General features: G+C 73.6%; 18 protein-coding genes and 1 pseudogene. 13 read left to right on the top strand and 6 right to left on the bottom strand.

All coding sequences use genetic code 11. The features are described from left to right. Positions 1-238: 238 nt before the first annotated feature. Complete coding sequence (locus D7318_RS15810; RefSeq protein ID WP_120697747.1) at positions 239-2,500, top strand: glycosyl hydrolase; 2,262 nt, start codon at positions 239-241, stop codon at positions 2,498-2,500. Positions 2,501-2,607: 107 nt separating this feature from the next. Here D7318_RS15810 and D7318_RS15805 read toward each other — a convergent pair whose 3' ends face one another. Both D7318_RS15805 and D7318_RS15800 read right to left on the bottom strand, forming a co-directional pair. Continuing rightward, positions 2,608-5,196, bottom strand: coding sequence for an ABC transporter permease (locus tag D7318_RS15805; protein WP_120697746.1), 2,589 nt, complete (start codon positions 5,194-5,196; stop codon positions 2,608-2,610). Further along, on the bottom strand, positions 5,193-5,981 hold the full coding sequence (locus D7318_RS15800) for an ABC transporter ATP-binding protein (protein WP_120697745.1): 789 nt from the start codon (positions 5,979-5,981) through the stop codon (positions 5,193-5,195). Before D7318_RS15800 ends, D7318_RS15805 begins: the two co-directional genes overlap by 4 nt. Positions 5,982-6,311: 330 nt before the next feature. Between D7318_RS15800 and D7318_RS15795 the strand changes: the two genes are divergently transcribed. The 3 genes from D7318_RS15795 (at position 6,312) to D7318_RS15785 (ending at position 9,342) form a co-directional block, all read left to right on the top strand. Further along, complete coding sequence (locus D7318_RS15795; RefSeq protein ID WP_120697744.1) at positions 6,312-7,622, top strand: DUF6716 putative glycosyltransferase; 1,311 nt, start codon at positions 6,312-6,314, stop codon at positions 7,620-7,622. Positions 7,623-7,687: 65 nt separating this feature from the next. After that, positions 7,688-8,359: a SurA N-terminal domain-containing protein gene (locus D7318_RS15790; protein ID WP_120697743.1), complete on the top strand. Its 672-nt coding sequence runs from the start codon at positions 7,688-7,690 to the stop codon at positions 8,357-8,359. Further along, positions 8,356-9,342: a nucleoside triphosphate pyrophosphohydrolase gene (locus D7318_RS15785; RefSeq protein WP_120697742.1), complete on the top strand. Its 987-nt coding sequence runs from the start codon at positions 8,356-8,358 to the stop codon at positions 9,340-9,342. The genes D7318_RS15790 and D7318_RS15785 overlap by 4 nt, the downstream gene beginning before the upstream one ends. Positions 9,343-9,529: 187 nt before the next feature. Here D7318_RS15785 and D7318_RS33940 read toward each other — a convergent pair whose 3' ends face one another. After that, positions 9,530-10,024 carry an SUKH-3 domain-containing protein gene (locus D7318_RS33940; RefSeq protein WP_230423788.1) on the bottom strand — a complete coding sequence of 165 codons (495 nt, stop codon included), beginning with the start codon at positions 10,022-10,024 and terminating at the stop codon, positions 9,530-9,532. Positions 10,025-10,087: 63 nt separating this feature from the next. After that, positions 10,088-10,453: pseudogene (locus D7318_RS33935) on the bottom strand (YwqJ-related putative deaminase); the annotation flags it as partial. 143 nt (positions 10,454-10,596) lie between these two features. Here D7318_RS33935 and D7318_RS15775 point away from each other — a divergent pair. The 8 genes from D7318_RS15775 to D7318_RS15740 all read left to right on the top strand — a co-directional run bounded on the left by D7318_RS15775 (position 10,597) and on the right by D7318_RS15740 (position 19,349). Further along, entirely contained in the window at positions 10,597-11,571 is a 975-nt protein-coding gene (locus D7318_RS15775; RefSeq protein ID WP_120697740.1) for an SMI1/KNR4 family protein, read from the top strand. 7 nt (positions 11,572-11,578) lie between these two features. Next, positions 11,579-13,756 (top strand): SUKH-4 family immunity protein, encoded by a 2,178-nt coding sequence (locus D7318_RS15770; RefSeq protein WP_120697739.1) that lies wholly within the window; start codon positions 11,579-11,581, stop codon positions 13,754-13,756. Between the two features lie 132 nt (positions 13,757-13,888). Continuing rightward, entirely contained in the window at positions 13,889-14,809 is a 921-nt protein-coding gene (locus D7318_RS15765) for a cellulose-binding protein (protein WP_120697738.1), read from the top strand. Positions 14,810-14,862: 53 nt separating this feature from the next. Further along, positions 14,863-16,320 carry a bifunctional UDP-N-acetylglucosamine diphosphorylase/glucosamine-1-phosphate N-acetyltransferase GlmU gene (gene glmU / locus D7318_RS15760; RefSeq protein ID WP_120697847.1) on the top strand — a complete coding sequence of 486 codons (1,458 nt, stop codon included), beginning with the start codon at positions 14,863-14,865 and terminating at the stop codon, positions 16,318-16,320. Positions 16,321-16,409: 89 nt separating this feature from the next. Further along, positions 16,410-17,387: a ribose-phosphate diphosphokinase gene (locus D7318_RS15755; protein WP_120697737.1), complete on the top strand. Its 978-nt coding sequence runs from the start codon at positions 16,410-16,412 to the stop codon at positions 17,385-17,387. Positions 17,388-17,565: 178 nt separating this feature from the next. Next, positions 17,566-18,174 (top strand): 50S ribosomal protein L25/general stress protein Ctc, encoded by a 609-nt coding sequence (locus D7318_RS15750; protein ID WP_120697736.1) that lies wholly within the window; start codon positions 17,566-17,568, stop codon positions 18,172-18,174. Then, complete coding sequence (pth, locus tag D7318_RS15745) at positions 18,174-18,755, top strand: aminoacyl-tRNA hydrolase (protein WP_120697735.1); 582 nt, start codon at positions 18,174-18,176, stop codon at positions 18,753-18,755. The genes D7318_RS15750 and pth overlap by 1 nt, the downstream gene beginning before the upstream one ends. An 87-nt stretch (positions 18,756-18,842) precedes the next feature. Next, on the top strand, positions 18,843-19,349 hold the full coding sequence (locus D7318_RS15740) for a hypothetical protein (protein ID WP_230423769.1): 507 nt from the start codon (positions 18,843-18,845) through the stop codon (positions 19,347-19,349). 1 nt (position 19,350) lies between these two features. Here D7318_RS15740 and D7318_RS15735 read toward each other — a convergent pair whose 3' ends face one another. Continuing rightward, entirely contained in the window at positions 19,351-20,673 is a 1,323-nt protein-coding gene (locus tag D7318_RS15735) for an MFS transporter (RefSeq protein ID WP_408055496.1), read from the bottom strand. An 84-nt stretch (positions 20,674-20,757) separates the two neighbouring features. Here D7318_RS15735 and D7318_RS15730 point away from each other — a divergent pair, with 84 nt between their 5' ends. Continuing rightward, positions 20,758-21,756, top strand: coding sequence for a GlxA family transcriptional regulator (locus D7318_RS15730; RefSeq protein ID WP_120697734.1), 999 nt, complete (start codon positions 20,758-20,760; stop codon positions 21,754-21,756). 7 nt (positions 21,757-21,763) lie between these two features. On the opposite strand, the gene ppc is transcribed toward D7318_RS15730, so the two are convergent. Continuing rightward, a complete protein-coding gene (gene ppc / locus D7318_RS15725; RefSeq protein WP_408055494.1) occupies positions 21,764-24,550 on the bottom strand; it encodes a phosphoenolpyruvate carboxylase in 2,787 nt (928 codons plus the stop codon). Positions 24,551-24,604 lie beyond the last annotated feature (54 nt).

Genomic DNA, 24,604 nt, shown 5'->3' with positions numbered 1-24,604 from the left:
GCCCCCGGTCCCCACCGGCCGCCGCCCCGCCCAGCGACACCGACACCGACACCGACCCACCACGCCCACCGACGCCGAACTCCCGCCGCCCCTACGGCCTTTGAAGTCCGAACGGGCAGCCGTCCCGGTTCACGTGCGAAGCATTGACACAAAAACCCCGCATCTCTAAGTTCAACGGCAGCATGAGAGCGCTCTCAGCCGTATCCACTCCCCCACCGGTTGCGAGGTACCCCAGCACATGCGGTCCCACATTCCTCTTCGACGCACCGCCTTGACGCTGACCGCCGCGGCCACCGCCGTGGCGGGGCTGGCGCTGGTGCCGGGCTCCGCGAACGCCGCGGAGGTGCCCGTCGGCAGCGGCAGCTATTCGGACGAAAGGCCCGCGGGCACCAACGGCCCCCAGAACTCGCAGGGCGCCGCGGTCACGCCCCAGGTGACCGAGGCCATGGCCGATCAGCCCGTGCCCACGAACGACTGGTGGTCGTCGCTGGTCTTCAAGCGCTACGCGGACCAGCCCCACTCCCAGCCGATGTTCGGCCACCCGCTGAGCTACCAGGCGGTCGACTCCGGCCTCGAGGTCGGCTATCCGACCCAGCCCGACGTCAGCGGCGTCTCCTACCACTTCCCGCACCAGGCCGATCTCACCGTCGGCGTGGCCGGGCTCAACTCCCCCGACACCAAGGCCGACGGCTGGTCCGACTGGACCGTCAGCCCCTACTGGGAGGGCGGCGGCGCCACCCTCCGCGCCACCATCGGGCATGGCAGCCCCTATGTGTACGCCGAGACCTCGGGCGGCGCCGCGCAGGTCACCGCGGCGTCGGCGCCCGAGGTGTTCGCCGACGAGGGCAGCCTGCTCGGCATCTCCGTCAACGGCCACGACTACGCCCTCTTCGCCCCGAGCGGCAGCGACTGGACCGTCTCCGGCTCGCAGATCACCGCCGACCTGGGCGGCCAGGACTACTACTCGCTCGCGGTGCTGCCGAGCCGCGACGCCCTCGACCTCTACGCCCAGTACGCCTACAGCTTTGTCACCGGCTCGACCGTCACCTGGGACTACGACGAGGCGGGCGGCAGCGTCAGCGCCACCTACGCCCTCAAGACGGAGGCGCGCGAGGGCTCGGAGACGGGCAGCGTCATGGCGCTCTACCCGCACCAGTGGCAGTACACGAGCGACGAGCTGACCGCCCACGAGTACGTCTCGCCGCGCGGCACGATGCGGGTGCGGGACGGCGCGTCGTTCACCACCACCCAGGACGTCACCGGCGTGCTGCCCGCGCTGCCCGAGTCCTCGGGCGTGGACACCGGCCACCTCACCAACCTGGTCAACGACGTGGCCTCGTCCGCCGACATCCCGGTGGGCGACACGTACTGGAGCGGCAAGGCGTTCGGCAGGCTGGCCCAACTGGTGCCGATCGCCGACCAGATCGGCGCGACGACCGCGCGCGACCAGCTGCTCGACGCGATCAAGTCCCGCCTGGAGGAGTGGTTCACCGCGGGCGGCGACACGCAGTTCGCCTACGACTCCGAGTGGCGGACGCTCACCGGCTACCCGGCCTCCTACGGCAGCGACGTCGAGCTGAACGACCACCACTTCCACTACTCCTACTATGTGATGGCCGCGGCGATCGTCGCGCAGTACGACCCGGCCTGGGCGGAGGACTCCGCGTGGGGCGGGATGGTGAAGGAGCTGATCGGGGACGCGGCCAACCCCGTGCGCGGCGACGACCGCTACCCGTTCCTGCGCGGCTTCGACGTGTACGCGGGGCACAGCTGGGCCTCGGGGCACCAGGGCTTCGCCGCGGGGAACAACCAGGAGTCCTCGTCCGAGTCGATCAACCTCAGCGCGGGCCTCATCCTGTGGGGCTCGGCGACGGGTGACACCTCGCTGCGCGACCTCGGCGTCTACCTGCTGACCACCGAGTCGGAGGCGATCCGGCAGTACTGGTTCGACGGCGACGAGCAGAACTTCCCCGCGGACTACCAGCACAACACGCTCGGCATGGTGTGGAGCAACGGCGGCGCGCACTCCACCTGGTGGACCGGCAACCCCGAGGAGATCCACGGCATCAACGTCCTCCCGGTGACCGGCGGTTCGCTGCACCTGGCGCGCGACAAGGACGCCATCGTCCGCAACCTGGAGGAGCTGGTCGAGGAGAACGGCGGCCCGCCGGTGGAGTGGAAGGAGATCCTCTGGGAGTTCCAGGCGCTCGCCGACCCGGCCGCGGCCAGGGCGGCCTACGACGGGGACGGCGGGGGCGTGGGCTCGCCCGAGGCCGGTGAGTCGTGGGCGCACGTCTACCACTGGATCTACACCCTGGACTCGATCGGCGCCCCTGACACCGCCATCACGGCGGACAGCCCGACGGCGGCGGCGTTCTCCCAGGGCGGCACCGTCACCTATGCCGCGCACAACTACGGCGACGCCGAGCGGACCGTGACCTTCTCGGACGGCGCCCAGCTCACCGTGGGGCCCAACTCGTCGGCCAGCCGGACCGGCTGAGGGCGAACGGCGCTCCGACGGCGCACGGCGCGACGCCGCCCGCCCACCCCTCGATCGGGGTGGGCGGGCGGTCGTGGTGTCGGGCCCCGGCGCGGCCGGGGCGGGGGTCACTCGGTGGCGATGGCGTTCAGGACGTTCATCCGGCCGGCGCGGAACGCCGGGATGAGCGCCGCGAACAGGCCGACCACCGCCGCGCCGAAGAAGACAAAGATGATCGTCCCCCAGGGGATCTCCAGGACCTCCATGCCCTCCATGGCGAGGATCTGCTGGCCCGAGAGCCCCCAGACCATGCCGAGTCCGAGGCCGACGAGGGCGCCGAACAGGGCGATGACGATGGACTCCATGCAGATCATCGCGCGCAACTGGAGCCGGGAGAGGCCGATCGCGCGGGTCAGGCCGATCTCCCTGGTGCGCTCGATGACGGACAGGGCCAGGGTGTTGACCACGCCGAGGATGGCCACGATGATCGCCAGCGCGAGCAGGCCGTAGACCATGTTGAGCAGGATGCCGACCTGGCTCTGGATCAGGTCCTTGTACTCGGCCTGGTCCCTGACGTCCATCTGCGGATACGGCTCCATCGCCGTCTCGAGGGCGGCGCGGGTCGCCTCCTGCTGCCCGTCCGCCGCGGTGGCGAAGACGACGAACGGCAGCGCACGCCGCTCCTCGGGGACATGGCTCTCCATGGTCTCGAGGCTGACGTTCCACGCCGATGACATGGTGGCGCCGGTGTTCACCACGGCGGCGACGGTGAGGGCGGCGGCGTCGCCCCCGTCGAACGTCAGGGTCACCTCGTCGCCCACGCCGACGCCCGCGGTCTCCGCCCAGTCGGCGGCGACCGAGACGGCGTCGCCCTCGTAGACGTCGGTGAAGTCGCCCTCGGCGACGTTCATCTCGACCGCGTCGGCGTAGCTCGACGGGGAGGCGCCGAGCCAGATCTCCTCGGTCGACCCGTCGGCCGCCTCGATCTCGCCCTCCATCTGGTGGACGGGGGCGACCTCGCCGAGCCCTTCGACCGCCTCGTCGATGGCCCGGGAGACCTCGGGGAGGACCGGGGTGAAGTTCCCGGTCTGGATGATGTAGTCGGCGCCCAGGGCGTTGTCTATCTCGTCGGTGGCGGAGGCCACCATCGAGGAGCCGACCACCGAGAGGCCCGCGACGAGCGCGAGGCCGATCATCAGGGCGGAGGCGGTGGCGCCGGTGCGCCTGGGGTTCCGCAGGGCGTTGCGCTCGGCCAGGCGGCCCACGGGCCCGAACATCCGCAGCAGCACCACGCTGAGCGCGCGGACCACCAGCCCGACCAGCGCGGGGCCCACCAGGACCAGGCCGAGGAGGCTGGCCAGGATGCCGAGCGCCAGGAGCCCCGACGCGCCCACGGAGTCGTCGGTGGTCGCGGTGCCGAGCAGGGAGGCGAGGCCGATCACGGTGAGGGTGGCCCCGATGCCCGCGCGGATGCGGCCCGCGCGGATGTCGCCCGGCATGCCCGGGTCGCGCAGCGCGGCCATCGGGCTGATCTTCCCGGCCCGGCGCGCGGGTATGTAGGCGGCGATCACGGTGACCAGCACGCCGAGCACGACGCCGACGAGCGGCACCCACCAGTCGATGGTGAGGTCCTCGGTGCTGAGGTTGAGGCCGAGCGCGCTCATCACGGCCATCAGCCCGACCGCCAGGCCGATGCCGACGCCGAAGCCGACGAGGGAGGCGATCGTGCCGAGCAGGAGCGCCTCGATGAGCACCGAGCGGTTGACCTGGCGGCGGCTCGAGCCGATGGCCCGCATCAGGCCGATCTCGCGGGTGCGTTGGGCGACCAGCATCGAGAAGGTGTTGACGATGAGGAAGATCCCGACGAGCAGCGCGAGCCCGGCGAAGCCGAGCAGGATGTACTCGAGGATGGACAGCACCTCGCCGATGGCGTCCTGGTTCTCCTCGATGTACTCGTCGGCGGTCTGGAGCTTGTAGGTGTCGGCGCCGAGGGCGGCGGCGATGTCGCCCTTGAGCGCCTCGTCGGTGATCCGGCCGTCCGAGTCGACGTAGATGTTGGTCAACTCGTCGGTGCCGCCGAGCAGATACTCCTGGGCGCGGGGCATGTCGGTGTAGAAGATGGCCGCGCCGGGGTTGGTGACCTCGAACTCCGCTATGCCGGAGACCGTCACGGAGAAGTCGCCGAACGCGGTGACCAGGCGCAGGTCGTCGCCGAGCGCCAGGTCGTTGTTGTCCGCGGTGTCGAGGTCGACCATCACCTGGCCGTCGCCCTCGGGGGGCGAGCCCTCGACGACCTCCATGGAACGGGTGTCGATCTCCGACCAGTTGGAGACGATGGTGGGCGCCCCGGTGCTGGGGCTGATGCTTTCGTTCCGGTCGTCGACGACGACCGCGCTGGTGGAGGCGACGACGCCGGTGACCTGGTCCACGCCGTCGATCGCGGAGACGTCCTCGACGAGCGCGCCGGGTATGGTCTCGGGCCGGCCCGTGACCGCGCCGCCGCCCTCCATCTCGGCGTCGCCGTCCTGACCCGCTGGCGCGATCATGACATTCGAGGCGGTCACCGAGAAGAGCGCGTTGAACGTGGTGTTCATCGTGGCGGTGAACACCAGCGTGCCGCACACGAACGCCACCGAGAGGACCACCGCCATCCCGGAGAGCACCATGCGCCACTTGTGCGCGAAGAAGCTTCTCAGCGATGTCTTGAGAACGCTCACGACGTGCGTCCCTGGGCGTCGAAGCCCCGCATGCGGTCGAGCACGCGGTCGGCCGTGGGCTCGCGCATCTCGTCCACGATCCGGCCGTCGGCCAGGAAGACGATGCGGTCGGCGTACGCGGCGGCGACGGGGTCGTGGGTGACCATGACGATGGTCTGGCCGAGCTCGTCGACGGAGCGGCGGAGGAAGCCGAGGACCTCGGCGCCGGCGCGGGAGTCGAGGTTCCCGGTGGGCTCGTCGCCGAAGATGATGGCGGGGCGTGCGGCGAGGGCGCGGGCGACGGCGACGCGCTGCTGCTGGCCGCCGGAGAGCTGACTGGGGCGGTGCTTGAGGCGCTCGCCCAGGCCGACGGTGCTGACGACGCGGTCGAGCCACTCCTTGTCGGGCTTGCGTCCGGCGATGTCCATGGGGAGCGTGATGTTCTCCAGGGCGTTGAGCGTCGGGAGGAGGTTGAACGCCTGGAAGATGAAGCCGATGCTGTCGCGGCGAAGGCGGGTGAGCTTCTTGTCCTTCAGCCCGGTGATCTCGGTCTCGCCGACCCAGATCCGGCCGCTGGTCACGGTGTCGAGCCCGGCCAGGCAGTGCATCAGCGTCGACTTCCCCGACCCCGAAGGCCCCATGATCGCCGTGAAGCGACCCCGCTCGATGTCCACGCTGACGTCGTCCAGGGCGAGGACGCGCGTCTCGCCCGTCCCGTACGCCTTCACGATGCCCTCGGTCCGTGCGGCCACGGCTGAGTGCCCTCCGCTGCCCCCGGTCGTCGGATTCGCCACAGCCGTCGTCACGTCATCTCCCGTTTTTCATGCTTCGCAGCTTCTGTCCTTGACCTCACAGACTACGGACCGCGTCCGCCGCCCTCGTCGCCCCCAAGGACGAGCCTCGGGTAGGCGCAAAGTCGCAGAATCCCCTAGGGGATGACGACGAAGGTCGTGTCTTCTCCCGGGGAAAGACATGACTTCCGTCAGGTTTCGCCAGGTGAACGCCTCCGCGAGGAGCGCGGATGCGCGGGCAGATCAAGGAAGCGCGGGCAGATCACGGATGCGCGGGCAGATCGAGGAAGCACGGGCAGGAGGTAATCTGATCTCTCCGTCAACACCCCAGGAGATGCTCGGTCGATGGGTAGCGCTGTGCCTCGTGCGGTCGTGCTCGCGGACTCCGACAGCCGGTGGAAGTGGGCCGCGCTCGTCGCCCGGCAGCTCGCCCCGAAGCACGCGCTCGACGCCCGCTTCCTCGCGGGCCCCACCACCCCGACCGAGCGCCAGGTCGACGAGGCCGGGGTCGTCCCCGACACCAGCAGGGTCGTCACCTACGGGGAGCTGCTCGACGACCCCGCGGTCGCCGAGGCCGACCTGCTGGTCCTCGGCACCATCGGCGGCACGACGCTCGCGCTCATCCACAGCCTGGGGATGGCGTGGGACGGCGCGTCCCGCCGCCCCGTCGTGGTCTCGGGCTATGTCGGCGTCGTCTACGAGAACCTGGTGGACGGCCTGCTCCTGCGCGTCGGCTCGGACCTGGTGCTCGCCAACAGCCCGCACGACGCCAAGCTGTTCCGCGAGGTCTACCGGGGCGTGGGCGCCGACCCGTACACCGTGGTCGAGGCCGGGCTGCCGTTCCTCGGCGGGTCACGGTACGACCCCTCGGCCGTGGGCCGCGGCGAGCGCAGGTTCACGGTGTGCTTCGCCGTCCAGCCGACCGTGCCCGCGGGGCGCGCCGCACGGGCCGGGCTGCTCGACAAGCTCAAGCGGCACGCCAGGCGCCACCCCGACCGCGACGTGCTGCTCAAGCCGCGCACGCGCGAGGGCGAGACGAGCGGGCGCCTCGAACGCTTCCCCTACCGCGCGCTGTTCGACGAGCTGGCCGACCCCCCGCCCAACCTCTCGGTGGTCGACGGCGCGATGAGCGACGTCCTCGACCGCACCGACCTGCTGGTCACGGTCAGCTCGACGGCCGCGATGGAGGCGATCCACCGGGGCATACCCACGGCGATCCTCACCGACTACGGCATACGCGAGGCCCACGGGAACCACTTCTTCGCCGCCTCGGGCGCCCTCGCCTCCTGGGCGCAGCTCGACGAGGGCCTGGTCCCCCGGGCCTCCCAGGCGTGGGCGACGGCGCACGGCCTGGGCAGGCGCGACGCGTTCACCGCCGCGCGCGCCCAGTTCGCGCAGCTCCGCTCGCGCGGCACGCTCCCGCGCATGCGCCCCTACTACACGCCGACGAACGCTTCGGACTACCTGGAGGCGCTGCTCAGCCGCCATGGACTGGGCCTGAGCGGGCGCCCGTTGCCCTCCGCCTCGCCCGCGAGCCCCACCGCGATGCGCAAGCTGATCCAGCGCGGCGCGGGCGGCCTCTACCGGGTGGGCCGCAAGCGGGTCGCGCCCGTCATCCGGCGCCTCGCGCAGGCCGACAGCTCGGGCCCGGGCTGACATCGCGGGACCGCCCGGCCTAGGATGATCGATCGACCTGCCCGATCGCCCACGGGAGTGGCCTCGTGAAGCGCCGCACTTCAGCACTGTCCCTCTCCACCGCCGCCCTGCTCGCGATCGCGGCCCCCCTGCTGACCGGCTGCTCGACGGATTCCCATCCGGGCGCTGCCGCCGTCGTCGGCGGCGAGCGGATCACCCTGTCGTCCGTGCAGGCGCAGGTCGAGGCCGTCCGCGACGCGCAGCGCGCGCAGTCGGAGGGCGAGCAGCTGGTCGCCGCGAGCCCCGCCCTGGCGCGCGACACCGTGGCGTTCCTCGTCTACACCGAGGTGCTCGAACGCGCCGCCGACGAGGTGGGCGTCGAGGTGACCCGCCTCGAGGTGCAGGAGGCCAGGGGCAACGCCGAGCGGAACGTCGGCGGCCCCGACGCCCTCGCCGAGGCCCTGCTCCGCCAGCCCAACAGCACGCCGCTCGCGGGCGACGAGCAGATCGACCGGATGCTGCGCGGGCAGCTGCTGTTCCAGGGCATCGCCGCCGAGCTCGGCGTGCTGCCCGACGGCACCGGGCTCGACCGCATGGCCCAGCTGATGGTGGACACCGCCGACGAGGTGGGCGTCGACGTCAACCCCCGCTACGGCGAGTGGGACGCGGAGCAGCTGACGCTGGCCGACGCGTCCATGCCGTGGCTGCGCGCGGACGAGCCGGTCGGGGCCGGGCAGCCCGCTACGCTCGACGGGTGACCGCGGGCCGGATCGTTCTGCTGACCACCACCCACCGGGTGGCCCCGGGGCTGCTCTCGTGGCCCGCCTGGCAGGCCCTGCGCGGCGCGGACCGCGTGCTGTGCCGGGACGCCGACCACCCCCAGCTGCCCTATCTCAAGGACGCGGGCATCGCGGTGGAGACGGGGGCGCCCGAGACGGCCGACGCGCCGGCGCTCGTGGCCGCGTGCGCGGGCGGCCGGAGCGTCGTGGTGCTCGCGGGCGCGAACGGCGAGCCCGCGCTGACGGACGGGCTCGCCGCGCTGGCCGGTTCGGGGCGGGCGGAGGCGCTGCCCGAGCTCGAGCTGCTGCCCGGCTCGTACGACCTCCCCGGGGCGCGGCTGCTCGACCTCGTGCAGGTCATGGACCGGATCAGGGTCCAGTGCCCGTGGGCGTCGCTGCGCACCCACGCCGACCTGGCGCGTTACGGCATCGAGGAGATGTACGAGCTGATCGAGGCCATCGAGGCGGGTGATCGCGCCGAGGTGCGCGAGGAGTTGGGCGACGTGCTGCTCCAGGTCGTCTTCCACGCGCGGATCGCGGCCGAGGACGCGGAGGAGCCGTTCGACATCGACGACGTGGCGGGCGGGATCGTCGCCAAGCTGATCCACCGCCACCCGCACGTCTTCGGGGACGAGACGGCCGAGACCGCCGAGGACGTCAAGGAGCTGTGGCTGCGGACCAAGGCCGAGGAGAAGCGCCGCGCCTCGGTGACCGAGGGCGTCCCGCTGGGGCAGCCGGGTCTCTCGCTGGCCGCCAAGCTCGCGGGCCGGGTCCGCGCGGCCGGGCTCGACGTCCCGCTCCCCGGGCCCGAGGCGGACTTCGGCTACCGGCTGCTCGCCCTGGCCGCGGAGGCCGAGGCCGCGGGGATCGACGCGGAGACGTCCCTGCGGGCGGCGGCCCGCGCGTACCACGAGGCGATCCGCGCGGCGGAGACGGCGGGCTCGGCGGAACGGGACGGCTGACCGCCGCGGCGCGGCCCCGTCGGACGGTGGAGCCGCCGTCCGACGCGACCGCCGCGCGCATGACGTCGCGGGCCTCGGGCCCGACCACGTGGTGGTTCGTGGCCGCGACCTCGTCGGCCGTCGCGTAGGCGCCCCTGGCCGCGGCGGCCCTTCCTGTGGGGTCGGTGCCTCGCCGGGAGGCGGGATCTCACAGGCCGTCGGGCGGTACCAGCCGGTGCGGCGCCGCGCCGGTCAGGAGCGTCGCCAGGCCGCTGATCACATCGGGGCCGAGGTACCAGTCGCCGGTGTGGTCGACGCAGTAGAGACGCGCCTCGGGGTCGATGGCGACGAGCGCCGTGCCGCCGCTCTCCTCCCCGAGGGGCGCGAGCCGCGTGTCGAGCGCCCGGCCGAGGTCGCCGAGGGTGCGGGCCCAGTGCAGGCCGCGCAGCGGGTCGACGACGATCCCGGTGGCGGCGTACTCGCGCCCCGGGCCGCTCGGGCCCAGGGTCATGGGCCCGAGCTCGGCCCACGTCTCGAACGCCGCGGGGAAGAGCGCGTGCGTGTGCCCCTGCGGCGAGCGGTGGGCGCTGAGCGCGTCGGCCCAGCGTTCCGCCTCGGCGGCGTGCCTGCGGCCCGGCACCCAGCCCGCCGCCGCGAGCGCCTCGTCCACGCTGCCGACCGACCAGGGGCCTCCGGTGGCCAGCGTGTCCGAGCCGCCGCCCGGCGCGGCGGGCGCGGCGCTGATGCTGCGCACGCCGAGCCGCGCGAGCAGCACGGCGCACGAGCGGCAGTGCGGGGCGTACTCGCCGTGCTGGGGATCGCCGTCCTCGCGGATGTGCCGGGTGGTGATCCCGGCCTCGTGGAGGGCGGAACGCGCCTGGTCGAGCGTGTGCGCCCCCGCGTCGGCGAGGCAGCGGGAGAGCAGCGCGGGCTCGGGGCAGCGGCCGAGGTGGCGGTCGCGCTGCGCGGTGCCGAGCGAGGCGAGGGTGTCCGCGACGACCGGGTGCAGGTCGGGAGCCGTCGCGGCGCGGCTCGCGGTGCCGGTGAGGGCCTGGGCGGTGGCCGGCAGCGAGAGCGCGGCGGCCGTCGTCGGCAGGATGCCGTCGCGGCGGCGCAGGAGTACGGGAGGCACGGGCCCGGCGCCCCGATGCTGGCGGGGATCGCCCGGCGGCTGGCCATGGGTATCCGATATCACGTGGACGATCGTGCCACCGACAGGCTCACCCCATAGGCTGTGCCGCGACAGCGTGATGTAACAGCAGGGGGCGTACCGCCATGACGACAGGTCGGCTCGGACAGCAGGCCGCGCCACCGAACCGGGCCTATGCCGGACAGATCGTGCAGTTCCCGGACCCGGTCCGGGCGGCACGGTATCCGCAGGGTGTTCGCGTGGACGCGGACGGTTTCCCGGATTTCTCGCCCTACGCGAGAGCCGCGGCGGAGATCGCCGAGCCGCCCGAGGGCTTCGGCGTGGACGAGCTCAGGCTGACCGACTACGTGTCGGCGAACGCCGCGCTGCACGCCTCGGGTCACGAGCTGTGGGCCGACCTGCCCCCGGTCGCCACGCCGCACGGCTGGACGTGGCACCACGTGGCCAGGTCGCGGCGCGTCGAGCTGATCCCCGTCGAGGTCAAGGCCCTGCTGCGGCACCACGGCGGCCTCGCGACCACCGCGGTCGACCAGAGCAAGCGCGGGACGCGCCCCCTGGCCGAGACCAAGCCCGCGCACTTCCGCGTGCCGCGGGCCGTCGCGGTGGAGGAGGACAGGGTGCGGGCCGCGGAGGAGAAGCTGGGGTACCGGCTGCCCGAGGCGTACCGCTCGTTCCTCAGGGCGGCCGGCGGCTGCGCGCCCGCGGGGGTGGCGCTGGACGCGGAGCTCGGGCTGCTGGTGGACCAGCCGTTCTTCACGCTCCGCGAGGAGGCCGCGGTCAACGACCTGGTGTACATCAACAAGTGCCTGCGCGATCACCTCACCAAGGACTACCTGGGCGTGGCGTTCCTCCAGGGCGGCCTGCTGGCGATCAAGGTCAAGGGCGGGGACGCGGGTTCGGTGTGGCTGTGCCCCTACGACGACGCGCGCGACCGGGACGGTCTCGGCGTGGAGCAGCGGGTGGCCGAGCTGCTGCTGCACTGCGGCGACGACTTCGACAACTTCCTGCTGCGGTTGGCGGGCAACCCGCCCGAGCTGGACACCGTGGCCAATCTGATGGTGGACGGCGGCTTCGCGAACGCCGTCCCGGTGGAGGGGTGAGCGGGCCATGGTGACGTTCGCGCAGGCGCAGGAGCGCGCCGAACGCTGGGTGAACGGCTCGGACCCGGGCGCGCCCGCGCGCGAGGTGCGGGTGCGGGAGTTCGACCTGGGCTTCGTGGTGTGGGCCGAGACGCCGGACGGCGGCTGGGCGGGTGGCGGGAAGCTGGTGATCGCGCGGGACAGCGGGGACACCACGCTGTGGCCCGCGCTCTCCGTGGCCGAGGTGATCCGGCGCTACGAGGAGGAGTACGGCGTGGCCCCCGCGGCCCCGGCCCCCGCGGCGACCGGCGAGCCGATCGACCTCAACGCCACGTCGTTCCTGCTGACCCCGCCGCAGTGGCTCCAGGACGCGGCGGACCGGGCGGGCATCCCCGACCAGCGCGCCGACCCGCCGCCGTCGCCCGCGACGCCCGCACCCGCGCCTTCTTCCGCCCCGGCGCCCTCGCCTTCCGCGCCGCCCTCGCCCTGGGCCGGTACGGACACCACGCCGCCGCCGCAGGCCGCGCCGAGCAGCCCGTGGGCGGGCAAGGACGTGGACACCTCGGGCGGTGACGCGTCCTCGTCGCCCTGGGCGGGCACCGACACGTCGGGCAGCGGCGACGAGGCGGAGTCGATGGCGCCGCCCGCGACGGTGTTCTCGCCGCCGGTTGCCGTGCCCGACGCCTCGGCCTCGCCCGCCGGGGCGCCCTCGTCCGAGGCGCGGACGACCGTGATGCCCCAGGGCAGCGCGTTGCCCAGGACCAAGGTGAGCGAGCCGACGCCGCCCGCCGCGCCCTCCGGCGCCCCGCCCGGCACGCCGCCCGGCACCCCCGTCGGCCCGCCGCCCGTGCCGGGTGGCGGGGGCGCGGCCGACCTGGCGAGCGCCGACACCCACAAGTCGATGGCGGGCCCGCTCGGTGGCCCGCCAGGGCCTCCCGGCAGCCCGCCGCCCCCCGGCGGCAGGGGCGCCGCCGTGCCGCCGCCGCCGGGGGCGCCAGGCGCGCCAGGGGCGCCCGCCCGCCCCGGGCCGCCGCAGCCGCCCGACCCTTCGGGCGCGGACGCCGCGGGCGCGTATGTACCGACCCAGACCGTTGACCCCGACATCGTGGCCTCCCTGCGCAACCCGGGGCAGCCCACGCCCCCGCCGGGCCCGGGCGCGCCGCCACCGCCCCCAGGCCCGAGCGGCTACGGCTACCCGCAGGCGGGCGGCTACGGCTATCCGCCGCAGGCCCAACCCGCCGTCGGCTCCGGGTACATGGCGGTCCTGCGGTATCGCGCCCCCGACGGCTCCGAGCAGCAGCTGATCCGGCGCTCGGCGCCCGGCATGCCGCACCCCGAGTGGCAGATCCTGCACGAGCTGCACGCGATGAACGTTCCCCCGCAGCAGGTCATCGAGCTGCACACCGAGTTGCAGTCGTGCGAGCTGCCCGGCGGGTACTGCGCGCGGATGATCAGGGAGACCTGGCCCCAGGTGCGCGTCACGCACACCGCCGCCTACGGGCGCGACCTGGCGTCGCGTCAGGCGGGGGTACGCCATCTGGTTGAGCACCAGGACGAGTTGCAGCAGTTCGCCGACGGGCCGCAGCGCTCGGCGCCGGTGCGCGCGCCGCTGCCGCAGCAGCATCCGGCGCCCGCCGTGGGCCTCGACGTGATCGGGCAGGAGCTCGCGCAGGCGTTCGGGCCGCAGGGGGTGTTCCGCTACACGCCGCAGACGGTGTCGCGGCACGGCGTTCCCGAGATCGTGCAGCAGACGCTGCTGTGGTCGGGGCTGCCGCTGGAGATCGGGCCGTTCTTCTGGGCGCAGGCCCAGCCGGGGCGTCCGGTGCCCACGCTCGCCGAGGTCGCGATGGAGCGCGGCGTGCAGCCGAGCCCCGACGCGGGCTCCTACCTCGTGATGGGCACCGACTTCGGGCGGCAGATCTGCGTCCAGTACGGCACGGCCGCGATCGTGGCGGTGCCGCTCGAGGCCGACCCCGCGGGGCCCGTTCCGCCGCAGTTCGTGAACGCGTCGCTGCCGCAGTTCGCCCGCTGCATGGCGCTGCTCGGGCGGATGTGGCGGCTGCGCCTCGGGCTCAACTCCGAGCAGGCGGGCCGCTGGACGACCGATTTCCAGGCGCAGCTCGCCTCGCTCGACCCGATGGCGGTGGCGGACCCGGAGAGCTGGTGGTCGGTCCTGCTCGAGCAGATGTGGGACGGGCTGCTCTGACGCGTTCCCCGACGATCGCCGGTGACCGCTGGTGATCACCGGTGGCCTGTGGCGGGTCACAACATGACCGTCGCGCGCGGACTTTCCTTCGCGTTCGCCGGTAAGTCCCGCCGTGCAGGGGATCATTGACGTATGACGGGGTTTCCCACGGCGCGCGGCAGGGGCTATCAGCCGCGCCAGGTGGACGAGGCGGTGGCCGCGCTCGCCCTGGAGCGGGACGCGGCGTGGCGCAGGCTGGCCGAGCTGAGCCTGCGCGTGGAGGCGATGGCGCGGGAGGCGGAGCGGCTGACCGCCGCGGTGGCCGCGCTGCCGCCGCAGACGTTCCACTCGTTGAGCGACCGGGCGCGCGAGCTGCTCGCCGAGGTGGAGGCCGAGGCGGCCGAGCTGCGCGACGACGCGGAGACCGAGGCCGGGCGGCTGCTCGACGCCGCGGCCGACGCGGCGCGGACGCTGCGCGCCGAGGCCGCCGAGGCGGCGGCCCGCGGGCGCGCGGGCGCGGACGCGGCGGCCGACGCCACCGTGGCGGCGGCCGATGAGGGCGCGCGGCGCCTGCTCGACGACGCGCGCCGCCGGGCGGCGGCCGTGCGGGAGCGCGCCGCGGCCGCGTTCACCGAGGTGGAACGCCGCTGCGCCGCGCTGCTCGCCGACCAGCGCCGCGGCCATGCCGTGGCGGCGAACGCCCTGCGCACCGACCTGGCCGCCCGCGAGGCCGAGACCGACGCCAGGGTGGCCGAGCTGACGGTGCGCGCCGACTCCACGCTCGAACGCGCCAGGCGCGACCTGGCGGACGCCGCGGCCGAGGCGCGCGCCCGCGACGACGCGGCGGAGGCCAGACGCGCCGAGCTGCTCGCGGACGCCCGCGTGCGCCGCCAGCGCGTGGAGCGCGAGAGCGAGGAGGTGGCGCGCGACCTGGAGGAGCGCTCGGACCAGGTGCGCGCGCACCTGGCGCACATCCGCACGACGCTGGCGAGCCTGACGGGCCGCACCCCGCGCCGCCAGGGGCGCGGTCCCGAGGGGGAGGCCTGGCGGGAGGAGACCGGGCCGGCGGAGTAGGGCTCGGTATTCTCGGAAACCCTCGAACCCCGCACATGAAGGACACGATCCCCGTGAGCTCCAGCCCCCCGGCAGCCGTCATCGTTCTCGCAGCGGGCGAGGGAACCCGCATGAAGTCAGCCAAGCCCAAGGTGCTGCACGACATCTGCGGCCGCTCGCTGCTCGGCCATGTGGTCACCGCCTGCCGGGAGCTGACGCCCGATGAGCTGGTCGTGGTCGTGGGGCACGGCCGCGAGGCGGTGGAGGCGCACCTCAGGGAGACCGATCCGGGGGCGCGCATCGCGGTGCAGCACGAGCAGCGCGGGACGGCGCACGCCGTGCGCGCCGGGCTCGAGGCGCTGGTGAAGGCGCCCGCGGTGGGCACGGTCCTGGTGACGTGCGGGGACATCCCGATGCAGACGCCGGAGACCCTGGCCGCCCTGGCCCTGGCGCACGCCACCCAGGGGAACGCCGTGACGGTGCTCACGGTCGAGGTGCCCGACGCGACCGGCTACGGCCGGGTGCTGCGGGACGGCGAGGGCGCGGTGACCGAGATCGTGGAGCACAAGGACGCCTCGCCCGCGCAGCTCGCGGTCCGCGAGGTCAGCTCGGGCGTCTTCGCGTTCGACGGCGCCCTGCTCGCCCACGCGCTCACCCGCGTGACCACGGACAACGCCCAGGGCGAGGAGTACCTGCCCGACGTGCTGGCGATCCTGCGCGACGAGGGCCACCGCGTGGGCGCGCTGCTCGCGGCCGACCACCTGGAGCTCGCGGGCATCAACAACCGCGTGCAGCTGGCCACCGCGCGCCGCGCGCTCAACGACCGCCTGCTCGAGCGCGCCATGCTGGCCGGGGTCACGGTGGTGGACCCGGCGACGACCTGGGTGGACGCGGGCGTGACGTTCGAGCGGGACGCGGTGGTGCACCCGGGCACGCAGCTGCTCGGCGCGACGCACGTGGCCGAGGGCGCGGAGGTGGGCCCCCACTGCCGCCTCGCGGACACCGAGGTGGGCGCGGGCGCGCAGGTGGTGAACACCGTTGCGGACGGCGCGCGGATCGGCGCGGGCGCGAAGGTGGGCCCGTTCGCCTATCTCCGCCCCGGCACGGTCCTGGGCACCGGGGCCAAGGCGGGCACGTTCGTGGAGACGAAGAACGCCTCGATCGGCGAGGGCACCAAGGTGCCGCACCTCTCCTACGTGGGCGACGCGACCATCGGCGACCACACCAACATCGGCGCGGCCAGCGTCTTCGTGAACTACGACGGCGAGGCCAAGCACCACACCACGGTGGGGAGTCACTGCAAGACCGGCTCCGACAACATGTTCGTGGCGCCCGTCTCGATCGGCGACGGGGCCTACACGGCGGCGGGTTCGGTCATCACGAAGGATGTCCCCCCGGGATCACTCGCCGTAGCCAGGGGCCAGCAGCGGAACATCGACGGCTGGGTCGCGCGCAAGCGCCCCGGGTCGGCGGCGGCAAGGGCGGCCGAAGCCGCTCTAGCTGCGGCGGAGCGCCCGGAGGACGAGGCGTAGCGGGGGCATAAGGGGCGCGTAAGGGGGGCGTACGGTAGAGGTGGGCCCATCGGGGTGCACGAGGGTGACACACACCAAGGAGACGTACTGTGACCGGGATCAAGACCACCGGCGAGAAGAAGCTGATGCTGTTCACCGGCCGCGCCTATCCCGAGTTGGCGCAGGAGGTCGCCGACGAGCTGGGTGTGGGGCTCGTCCCCACCAAGGCCAGGGATTTCGCCAACGGTGAGATCTACGTGCGCTTCCAGGAGTCGGTGCGCGGCGCCGACTGCTTCCTGATGCAGAGCCACACGGCGCCCATCAACAAGTGGATCATGGAGCAGCTCATCATGATCGACGCCCTCAAGAGGGCGTCGGCGCGGTCGATCTCGGTGATCATCCCCTTCTACGGCTACGCCCGCCAGGACAAGAAGCACCGCGGCCGTGAGCCCATCTCGGCCCGGCTGATGGCGGATCTGCTCAAGACCGCGGGCGCGGACCGGATCATCACGATGGACCTCCACGCGGACCAGGTGCAGGGGTACTTCGACGGGCCCGTCGACCACCTGTTCGCGCTTCCCCTGCTGACCGACTACATCGGGAGCCGCGTGGACCGCGCCAAGCTGACGGTGGTCTCGCCGGACGCGGGGCGCGTGCGGGTGGCCGACCGCTGGGCGGACCGGCTCGCGGCGCCGCTCGCCATCGTGCACAAGCGGCGCGACCCCGACGTGGCGAACCAGGTCACGGTGCACGAGGTCGTCGGCGACGTCGACGGCCGGGTGTGCGTGCTCGTTGACGACATGATCGACACGGGCGGCACGATCTGCGCGGCGGCGGACGCGCTCTTCGCCAACGGCGCCGAGGACGTCATCGTGGCGGCGACGCACGGCGTCCTGTCGGGCCCGGCGGCCGACCGCCTGAAGAACTCGCGGGTGAGCGAGTTCATCTTCTCCAACTCCCTTCCCACACCACGTCAGGTGGCGCTCGACAAGATCACGGTGCTCTCGATGGCCCCGACGATCGCGCGCGCGGTCCGCGAGGTCTTCGAGGACGGCTCGGTGACCAGCCTGTTCGAGGGCGATGTGTGAAGGGGGCGAGGTGTGAAGGGGGCGCGCCGCGGCCGTTAGACTTCCAGGGTTGCTCGGCGAGGGAGGGCTCCGGTTCGGGGCTCGTCCGTAATCGACGCGCTGTCCTTGGCAGGGTCCTCTCGGGGCCGGGTGACCCGGTGTGTCCCGACCCTGAGGAACCCCAAGGAGGAGTGCAGCCATGGCTGATGTGAAGATCGCGGCGCAGTCGCGCACCGAGTTCGGCAAGGGCGCGTCGCGCCGTATCCGCGGCGAGGGCAAGGTGCCCGCCGTCATCTACGGGCACGGCACCGAGCCCGTGCATGTGACCCTGCCGGGCCACGAGCTGATGATGGCGCTCAAGACGTCCAACGTCCTGATCACCCTGGACATCGAGGGCCGCGAGGAGCTGGTGATCCCCAAGGCCGTCCAGCGCGAGGCCATCCGCGGCTTCCTGGTCCACCTCGACCTGCTGATCGTCAAGCGCGGCGAGAAGGTCACGGTCGAGATCCCGATCGTGACCGAGGGCGAGGTCGGCCCCGGCGGCGGCCTGCTCGAGCACGTGCTGGGCGCCCTTCCCGTGGAGGCCGAGGCCACCCACATCCCCGAGTCGGTCACCGTCTCCGTCGAGGGCCTCGAGGTCGGCGCCTCGATCCTGGCCAGGGACATCGCGCTGCCCGACGGCACGTCGCTGGCCATCGACGGCGAGGACGTGGTGATCCAGGTGCTCCAGCCGCAGGCCGAGGAGCCGGCGGGCGAGGGCGCCGAGGGCGCGGGCGCAGAGGGGGCCCAGGAGCCCGCCACCGCCTGATGGACGAGCCCTGGCTGATCGTGGGTCTCGGGAACCCGGGACCCCAGTACGCGGGCAACCGGCACAACGTCGGCTTCATGGTCGCGGACCTGCTCGCCGCCCGGATCGGGGGCGCGTTCAAGGCGCACAAGGCGCGCGCCTCGGTGCTCGAGGGGCGCCTCGGCGCCCCGGGCGCGGGCGGTCCCCGGGTGGTGCTGGCCAAGCCCCAGACGTTCATGAACCTCTCGGGCGGCCCGGTGACCGCGCTCAGCACGTTCTACCGGGTGCCGCCCGAGCGCCTCGTGGTCGTCCACGACGAGCTGGACATCGGCTACGGCGTGCTGCGGCTCAAGCGGGGCGGCGGGGACAACGGGCACAACGGCCTGAAGTCCATCACCGGTTCGCTGGGCCGCGACTACCACCGCGTCCGCTTCGGCGTCGGCCGCCCGCCGGGCCGGATGGACGTCGCGGCGTATGTGCTGCGGGACTTCTCCACGACCGAGCGCAAGGAGCTCGACTACTTCGTGGACCGGGCGGCGGACGCGGTCGAGGCGCTGGTCACCGAGGGCCTTGAGCGGGCGCAGGGCGCGTTCAACGGGTGACGCCCGCGGCGGGCCCGCCGCGCGGGACGCCCGTGGAACGCCCCACGGGGGTTGACCGCGCGCATGGCCTTGGCCAAGGATCTGCGCATGTCCGCCACCGGCGCCACCCGCACCGTCCCGAGCGAACGCGCCCGCCGCGGCGGGCGGGGCACGCACGGGGCGCTGCGGGTGGCGCGGATGGCGTTCGGCTGGCTGCTCGCGGCGTTCCTGGTGGCCGCGGGCGGGTGGGCGTCGTTCGACCCGGTCGAGGACGCGGTCCGCGCCGATGGCCGGGAGCGCTCCACGATGACGCTGGTCGCGTGCGACCGCGACGCGTGCACCGGGATGTTGGCGAGCACGGGCGAGACGGTCGTGCTCCGGCAGGTCATCGCCCGCGAGGAGGGCGAGCGCCTCGATGTCGCGCTGCGCCCCGGCACCGACGAGGCCGTGCGCACCGGGGCGGCGGGCGCGCTCTACGCGGGACTTCCGCTGATCGGCGCGCTGCTCATGGCGGCGGTGGTGATCGGCGGCGGGCTGCGCCTGTACCGCACGGCGTGGGCCGTGGCGGGCGGGGCGCTCGCGGCGCTGCTCGCGACGTTCGCGCTGTGGATCTGACTCAGCCCGTGGGCGAGGGCGAGGTGGCGCGGCGGGCCCCGATCACCATCACGAGCACCGCCGCCACCGCGCACAGCGCGCCCGACGTCGTCCAGGCCAGGTCGTAGGACCCGGTGACGTCCCTGATCAGCCCGGCGCCGAACGCCACGACCGCGGCGCCCAGTTGGTGCGAGGCGAGCACCCAGCCGAAGACGACGGCCGCGTCCTCGCCGAAGTGCTCGCGGCACAGCGCGATCGTGGGCGGCACGGTGGCCACCCAGTCGAGGCCGTAGAACGCGATGAACAGCAGCATCGGCGGGTGCACCGACTCGGCGAGCAGCGTCGGCAGGAAGAGCAGCGAGAGGCCGCGCAGGCCGTAGTAGACCGCGAGGAGCCTGCGCGGGTCGTAACGGTCGGTCAGCCAGCCGGAGAGCACCGTGCCGACCAGGTCGAAGATCCCTATCACCGCGAGCAGCGAGGCCGCGACCGGCACGGACATGCCGTGGTCGTGGGCGCCCGGCACGAAGTGGGTGCCGATGAGGCCGTTGGTGGAGGCGCCGCAGATCGCGAACGAGGCCGCGAGCAGCCAGAACACCCGCGTGCGCGCGGCCGAGGCGAGCGCGCCGACGGCCCGCGCCGCCGCGCCCCCGGCCTGGCGGGGGGCCGGGGCCCAGTCGGCGGGGGCGCCGTAAGGGGCGACCCCGATGTCCTCGGGCCGGTCGCGCAGCCGCCACAGCACGAGCGGCGCGACGGCGAGCGCGCACAGGGCGACGGCCACCGCGGCGGCCCGCCATCCGGGCCCCTCGGCGAGCAGGCCGACGATCGGCAGGAAGACCAGGTTCCCGGCGGCGCCGCCCGCCGTGAGGATGCCGGTGACCAGGCCGCGCCTGGCGACGAACCAGCGCCCCGCGACCGTGCTCGCGAACGCCAGCGCCATCGACCCCGAGCCCAGGCCGACCAGCACGCCCCAGCAGAGGATCAGCTGCCACTGGGCGTTCATGAAGACGGTCAGCCCGCTGCCCAAGGAGATCAGCACGAGCGCGCCCGTGACGACGCGGCGTATCCCGTAGCGCTCCATGAGCGCGGTGGAGAACGGCGCGGTGAAGCCGTAGAGCAGCAGGTTGACCGAGACGGCGAACGAGATGCTGCCGCGCGACCAGCCGAACTCCTCGTGCAGCGGGTCGATCAGCACCCCCGGCGCGGCCCGGAAGCCCGCCGCGCCGATCAGCACGAGGAACGAGACGGCCGCGACCCACCACGCCGGGTGCACGCGGGGCGCGCGGCGCGGCGGAAGCGCCGACACGGCGGCTGTCCCAAGAGCGGATGAGGGCTCGGTGCGCGTCACCCCATGAGCCTGCGCGACCGGCGCCGCCGGGACGAGTGGCCCGATGGCCATGATGTGCAAGGATCGGGCCATGAGGATCGAGCCATGAGTGTGTTCCATGACGACGGCCGCCACCGGGTCGCCGTGCTCGTGCGGCACGGCCTGCTGCCGATCGAGGTGGGCATCGTGCACCGGCTGATGGGGCGCGCCCGCACGGCGGAGGGCGAGCCGCTGTACGAGGTCGTGACGTGCGGCGTCGCGCCGGGCGAGACGCGCACCGACGCCGACTTCACGATCCATGTGCCGCACGGCCCCGAGGCGCTGGCCGAGGCCGACACGGTGATCATCCCGGCCGCCCACGACCACGTGACCGAGCTGACGGGCGTCCTCCCTCGGGACCTTGTCGCGGCCCTGGCCCTGATCCGGCAGGGGGCGCGCATCGCGTCGATCTGCACCGGCGCGTTCGTCCTGGGCGCGGCCGGGCTGCTCGACGGGCGGCGGGCCACCACGCACTGGGCGTCGTGCGAGCGCTTCGCGAGGCTGTTCCCCGAGGTCCTGCTGGCGCCCGACATCCTCTACGCCGAGGACCGCGCGGGCGAGAGCCTCGTGCTGACCTCGGCCGGGGTCGCCTCGGGGATCGACCTGTGCCTGCACATGGTGCGTTCGGACTTCGGCGCCTCGGTCGCCAACGCGGTGGCCCGCCGCACGCTCGTCCCGCCCCATCGGGACGGGGGGCAGGCGCAGTTCACCGAGCGCCCCGTGCCCGCGCCCAGAGCGCGTTCGACGGAGCGCGCGCGGGCGTTCGCGCTCGACCACCTCCACACGCCGCTGACGCTGCGCGACCTGGCCGCGCGCGAGGCGATGTCGGTGCGGACGTTCACCCGCCGCTTCCGCGCGGAGACCGGCGTCTCCCCGCAGCGGTGGCTCACCTTCCAGCGCGTGGAGCGGGCCAGGCGGCTGCTCGAGGAGACCGACCTGCCGGTCGACCGGGTCGCGGACGCGGCGGGCTTCGGCACGGCCGCGTCGCTGCGGCAGCACCTCCAGGCCGCGCTCGGCGTCTCGCCCAGCGCCTACCGCCGCACCTTTCGCGCGGCGGCGGGCTGAGCGGGCGTCAGCCGGTGTTGCGCAGGCCCGCCGCCACGCCGTTGACGGTCAGGAGCAGCGCCCGCGACAGCAGCTGGTCGGGCTCCTCGCCGCGCCGCGCCGCCTCGCGCTGCCGGTGCAGCAGCGTGACCTGGAGGTAGGAGATCGGGTCGAGGTAGGCGTCCCTGATGCGCAGCGTCCGCTGGAGCGCGGGGTTGGCGTCGAGCAGCTCGCGCTCCCCTGTGATGCGCAGCACCTCGGCCACGGTCAGCGCGTGCTCGGCCTCGATCGTGGCGAAGACGTGCCGCAGGTCGTCGGGCACGAGCGTCTCGACATAGTGCCTGGCGATCCGCAGGTCCGTCTTGGAGAGCGTCATCTCGACGTTCGCCAGGAAGTTGCGGAAGAAGTGCCAGTGCTCGTACGCCTCGCCGAGCACGTCGTCGAGCCCCGCCTCGCGGGCCGCGCGCAGCCCCGAGCCCACGCCGAACCACCCCGGCACGATCTGCCGCGACTGCGTCCAGCCGAACACCCAGGGGATCGCCCGCAGCCCGTCGAGGCCCGCGCCGCTGTCGGGGCGGCGCGAGGGGCGCGAGCCCAGGTGCAGCTCGGCGAGCTGGTCCACCGGGGTCGAGGCGAAGAAGTACGCCGGGAGGTCGGGGTCCTCGACCAGGCGGCGGTAGGCGGTGTGCGCGACGTCGGAGACGGTGTCCATCGCCGCGTCCCAGCGGGCCAGGGCCTCCTGCGACTGGCGCGGCGCGGTGTGCAGCGCGGACGCCTGGAGCGTCGCGGAGACGGTCAGCTCCAGGTTCTCCCTGGCGAGGGAGGGCACCAGGTACTTGTCCGAGATGACCTCGCCCTGCTCGGTGACCTTGATCTCGCCCTCGAGCGTGCCCCACGGCTGCGCCAGGATCGCGTCGTGCGTGGGCCCGCCACCCCGGCCGACCGTGCCGCCCCTGCCGTGGAAGAGCCGCAGCCGCACCCCGTGCCGGTGCGCCACGTCGCGCAGCCGCCGCTGGGCGCGGTGGATCTCCCACTGCGACGTGGTGATCCCGCCGAACTTCGACGAGTCGCTGTACCCGAGCATGACCTCCTGCACGTCGTCGCGCAGCGAGACCAGGCGGCGGTAGGAGGGGTCGGAGAGCATCGAGTCGAGCAGCTTGTCCGCGATGCGGAGCTCGTCGGTCGTCTCCAGCAGCGGAACGATCCCGATCCGCGCCCATCCGGCGTGCAGGTCGATCAGCCCGGCCTCACGCGCCAGGACGGCCGCGGCAAACACGTCGTCCGCGCCCTGACACATCGAAATGATGTACGACTCGATGACCTCGGGGCCGAAGGTCTCCAGCGCCTTGCGGACCGTCTCGAAGACGCCGAGCGTCTTCGCGCCCGCCTCGTCGAGCGGCGCGGGCGTGGGCGCGAGCGGCCTGCGCGAACGCAGCTCCCTGGCCAGCAGCTTGGTCCGGTACTCGCGCGGCATGTCCGCGTACCGCCACGACTCCTCGCCCAGCCGGTCGAAGAGCTGGCCCAGCGCGTGGTGGTGGGCGTCGGCGTGCTCGCGGACGTCCATGGTGGCCAGCTGGATGCCGAACGCGGCCAGCGTCCGCATCAGCCGCTCGAGCCGCCCGTCGGCGATGAGCCCGCCCCTGTGCTCGCGCAGCGACGTCTGCACGACCCGCAGGTCGTCGAGCAGCTCCCCGGTCCCCAGGTAGTCGCGGCCCGGCACGTGCGGGGCGTCGTCGGCCAGCCTCGTCCGGGTGTTGACCAGCTTCTGCCGGATACAGGTGACCTTGAGGCGGTAGGGCTCCTCGGCGTTGAGCCGCTTGTACCGCGGGGTGATCTCGGGCAGCGCCGCCAGGTCATCCGCCAGCGAGTCGAGCAGGACCTGGCTCGCGCCTGAGTTCCGGATGGAGTTGGACAGGGCGCTGCGCAGCTCGTCGATGTGCCGCAGCGCGCTGCTGATGCCGTGCTCGTGCTGGAGCAGCAGCACGTCCCATGTCACCGACGGCGTGACGTTGGGGTTCCCGTCGCGGTCGCCGCCGATCCAGGTGCCGAACGTCAGCGGCCTGCCGCCGGTGGGCAGCGGCGCCCCGGCCCGCTCGAGCTCGGTGGCCAGGTCCTCGAGCACGTCGCCCACGGCGCCCGCGTGCAGCTCGTCCAGGTAGTACACGGCGTTGCGCGCCTCGTCGGCGGGCTCGGGGCGGGCCACGCGCAGCTCGTCGGTCTGCCAGATCAGGTCGATGTTCTCCGCGAGCCGCAGATCGGTGCGCCGCCGGTCGCCGCCGTGCTCGTGCTCGGGGTGGTCGAGCAGCTCGGCGATCTTGCGCAGCTTGGTCAGCACCGAACGGCGCGCGGCCTCCGTGGGGTGCGCGGTGAACACGGGCCGCACCCCGAGGTTCGCCACCGTCTGCCGCAGATGGGCCGGATCCGCGTCCTTGAGCATGTCGGCGGTGCGCGACAGCTCGCCGCCCACCGCGGCCCTGCGCTCGCGCAGCTCACGCCCTCGGTGCACCTGCTCGGTGACGTTGGCCAGGTGGAAGTACGTGGAGAACGCGCGGACCAGCTTGGCCGCGGTCACCAGGTCGGTGCCGCCGAGCAGCGCGGCCGCCGCCTCCCCGTCGCTGCGGGTCAGCGCCCTGACGCGCTCGACAAGATCGAGCAGCTCGGACCCGTCCTGGCGGACCAGCGTCTCGCCCAGGAGGTCACCGAGACGGCGGATGTCGGCGCGCAGCGCGCTACTGCTCTCCGGCGCCCCCTTGGCGTCCGGGATGTCGGTGACGCCGGACGTCTCCGGCTGGGGCTGACGATCGGGACTGCTCACAGTGCGGCTCCTCGCGGCGGACTTCTCCGGCAGGTCGTTGGCACATGGCGGACC

The organism is Streptomyces radicis (genome assembly GCF_003626575.1).
Taxonomy (GTDB): Bacteria; Actinomycetota; Actinomycetes; order Streptomycetales; family Streptomycetaceae; genus Streptomyces; species Streptomyces radicis.
Note: the sequence above shows the minus strand (reverse complement) of the source record. Positions and strands in the feature narration are given on the sequence as shown.

Coding starts and splice junctions, on each gene's coding strand:
- D7318_RS15810 (WP_120697747.1), top strand. CDS start 239: ATGCGGTCCCACATTCCTCTTCGACGCACCGCCTTGACGCTGACCGCC.
- D7318_RS15795 (WP_120697744.1), top strand. CDS start 6,312: ATGGGTAGCGCTGTGCCTCGTGCGGTCGTGCTCGCGGACTCCGACAGC.
- D7318_RS15775 (WP_120697740.1), top strand. CDS start 10,597: ATGACGACAGGTCGGCTCGGACAGCAGGCCGCGCCACCGAACCGGGCC.
- D7318_RS15770 (WP_120697739.1), top strand. CDS start 11,579: ATGGTGACGTTCGCGCAGGCGCAGGAGCGCGCCGAACGCTGGGTGAAC.
- D7318_RS15765 (WP_120697738.1), top strand. CDS start 13,889: ATGACGGGGTTTCCCACGGCGCGCGGCAGGGGCTATCAGCCGCGCCAG.
- D7318_RS15750 (WP_120697736.1), top strand. CDS start 17,566: ATGGCTGATGTGAAGATCGCGGCGCAGTCGCGCACCGAGTTCGGCAAG.
- pth (WP_120697735.1), top strand. CDS start 18,174: ATGGACGAGCCCTGGCTGATCGTGGGTCTCGGGAACCCGGGACCCCAG.
- D7318_RS15740 (WP_230423769.1), top strand. CDS start 18,843: ATGTCCGCCACCGGCGCCACCCGCACCGTCCCGAGCGAACGCGCCCGC.
- D7318_RS15730 (WP_120697734.1), top strand. CDS start 20,758: ATGAGTGTGTTCCATGACGACGGCCGCCACCGGGTCGCCGTGCTCGTG.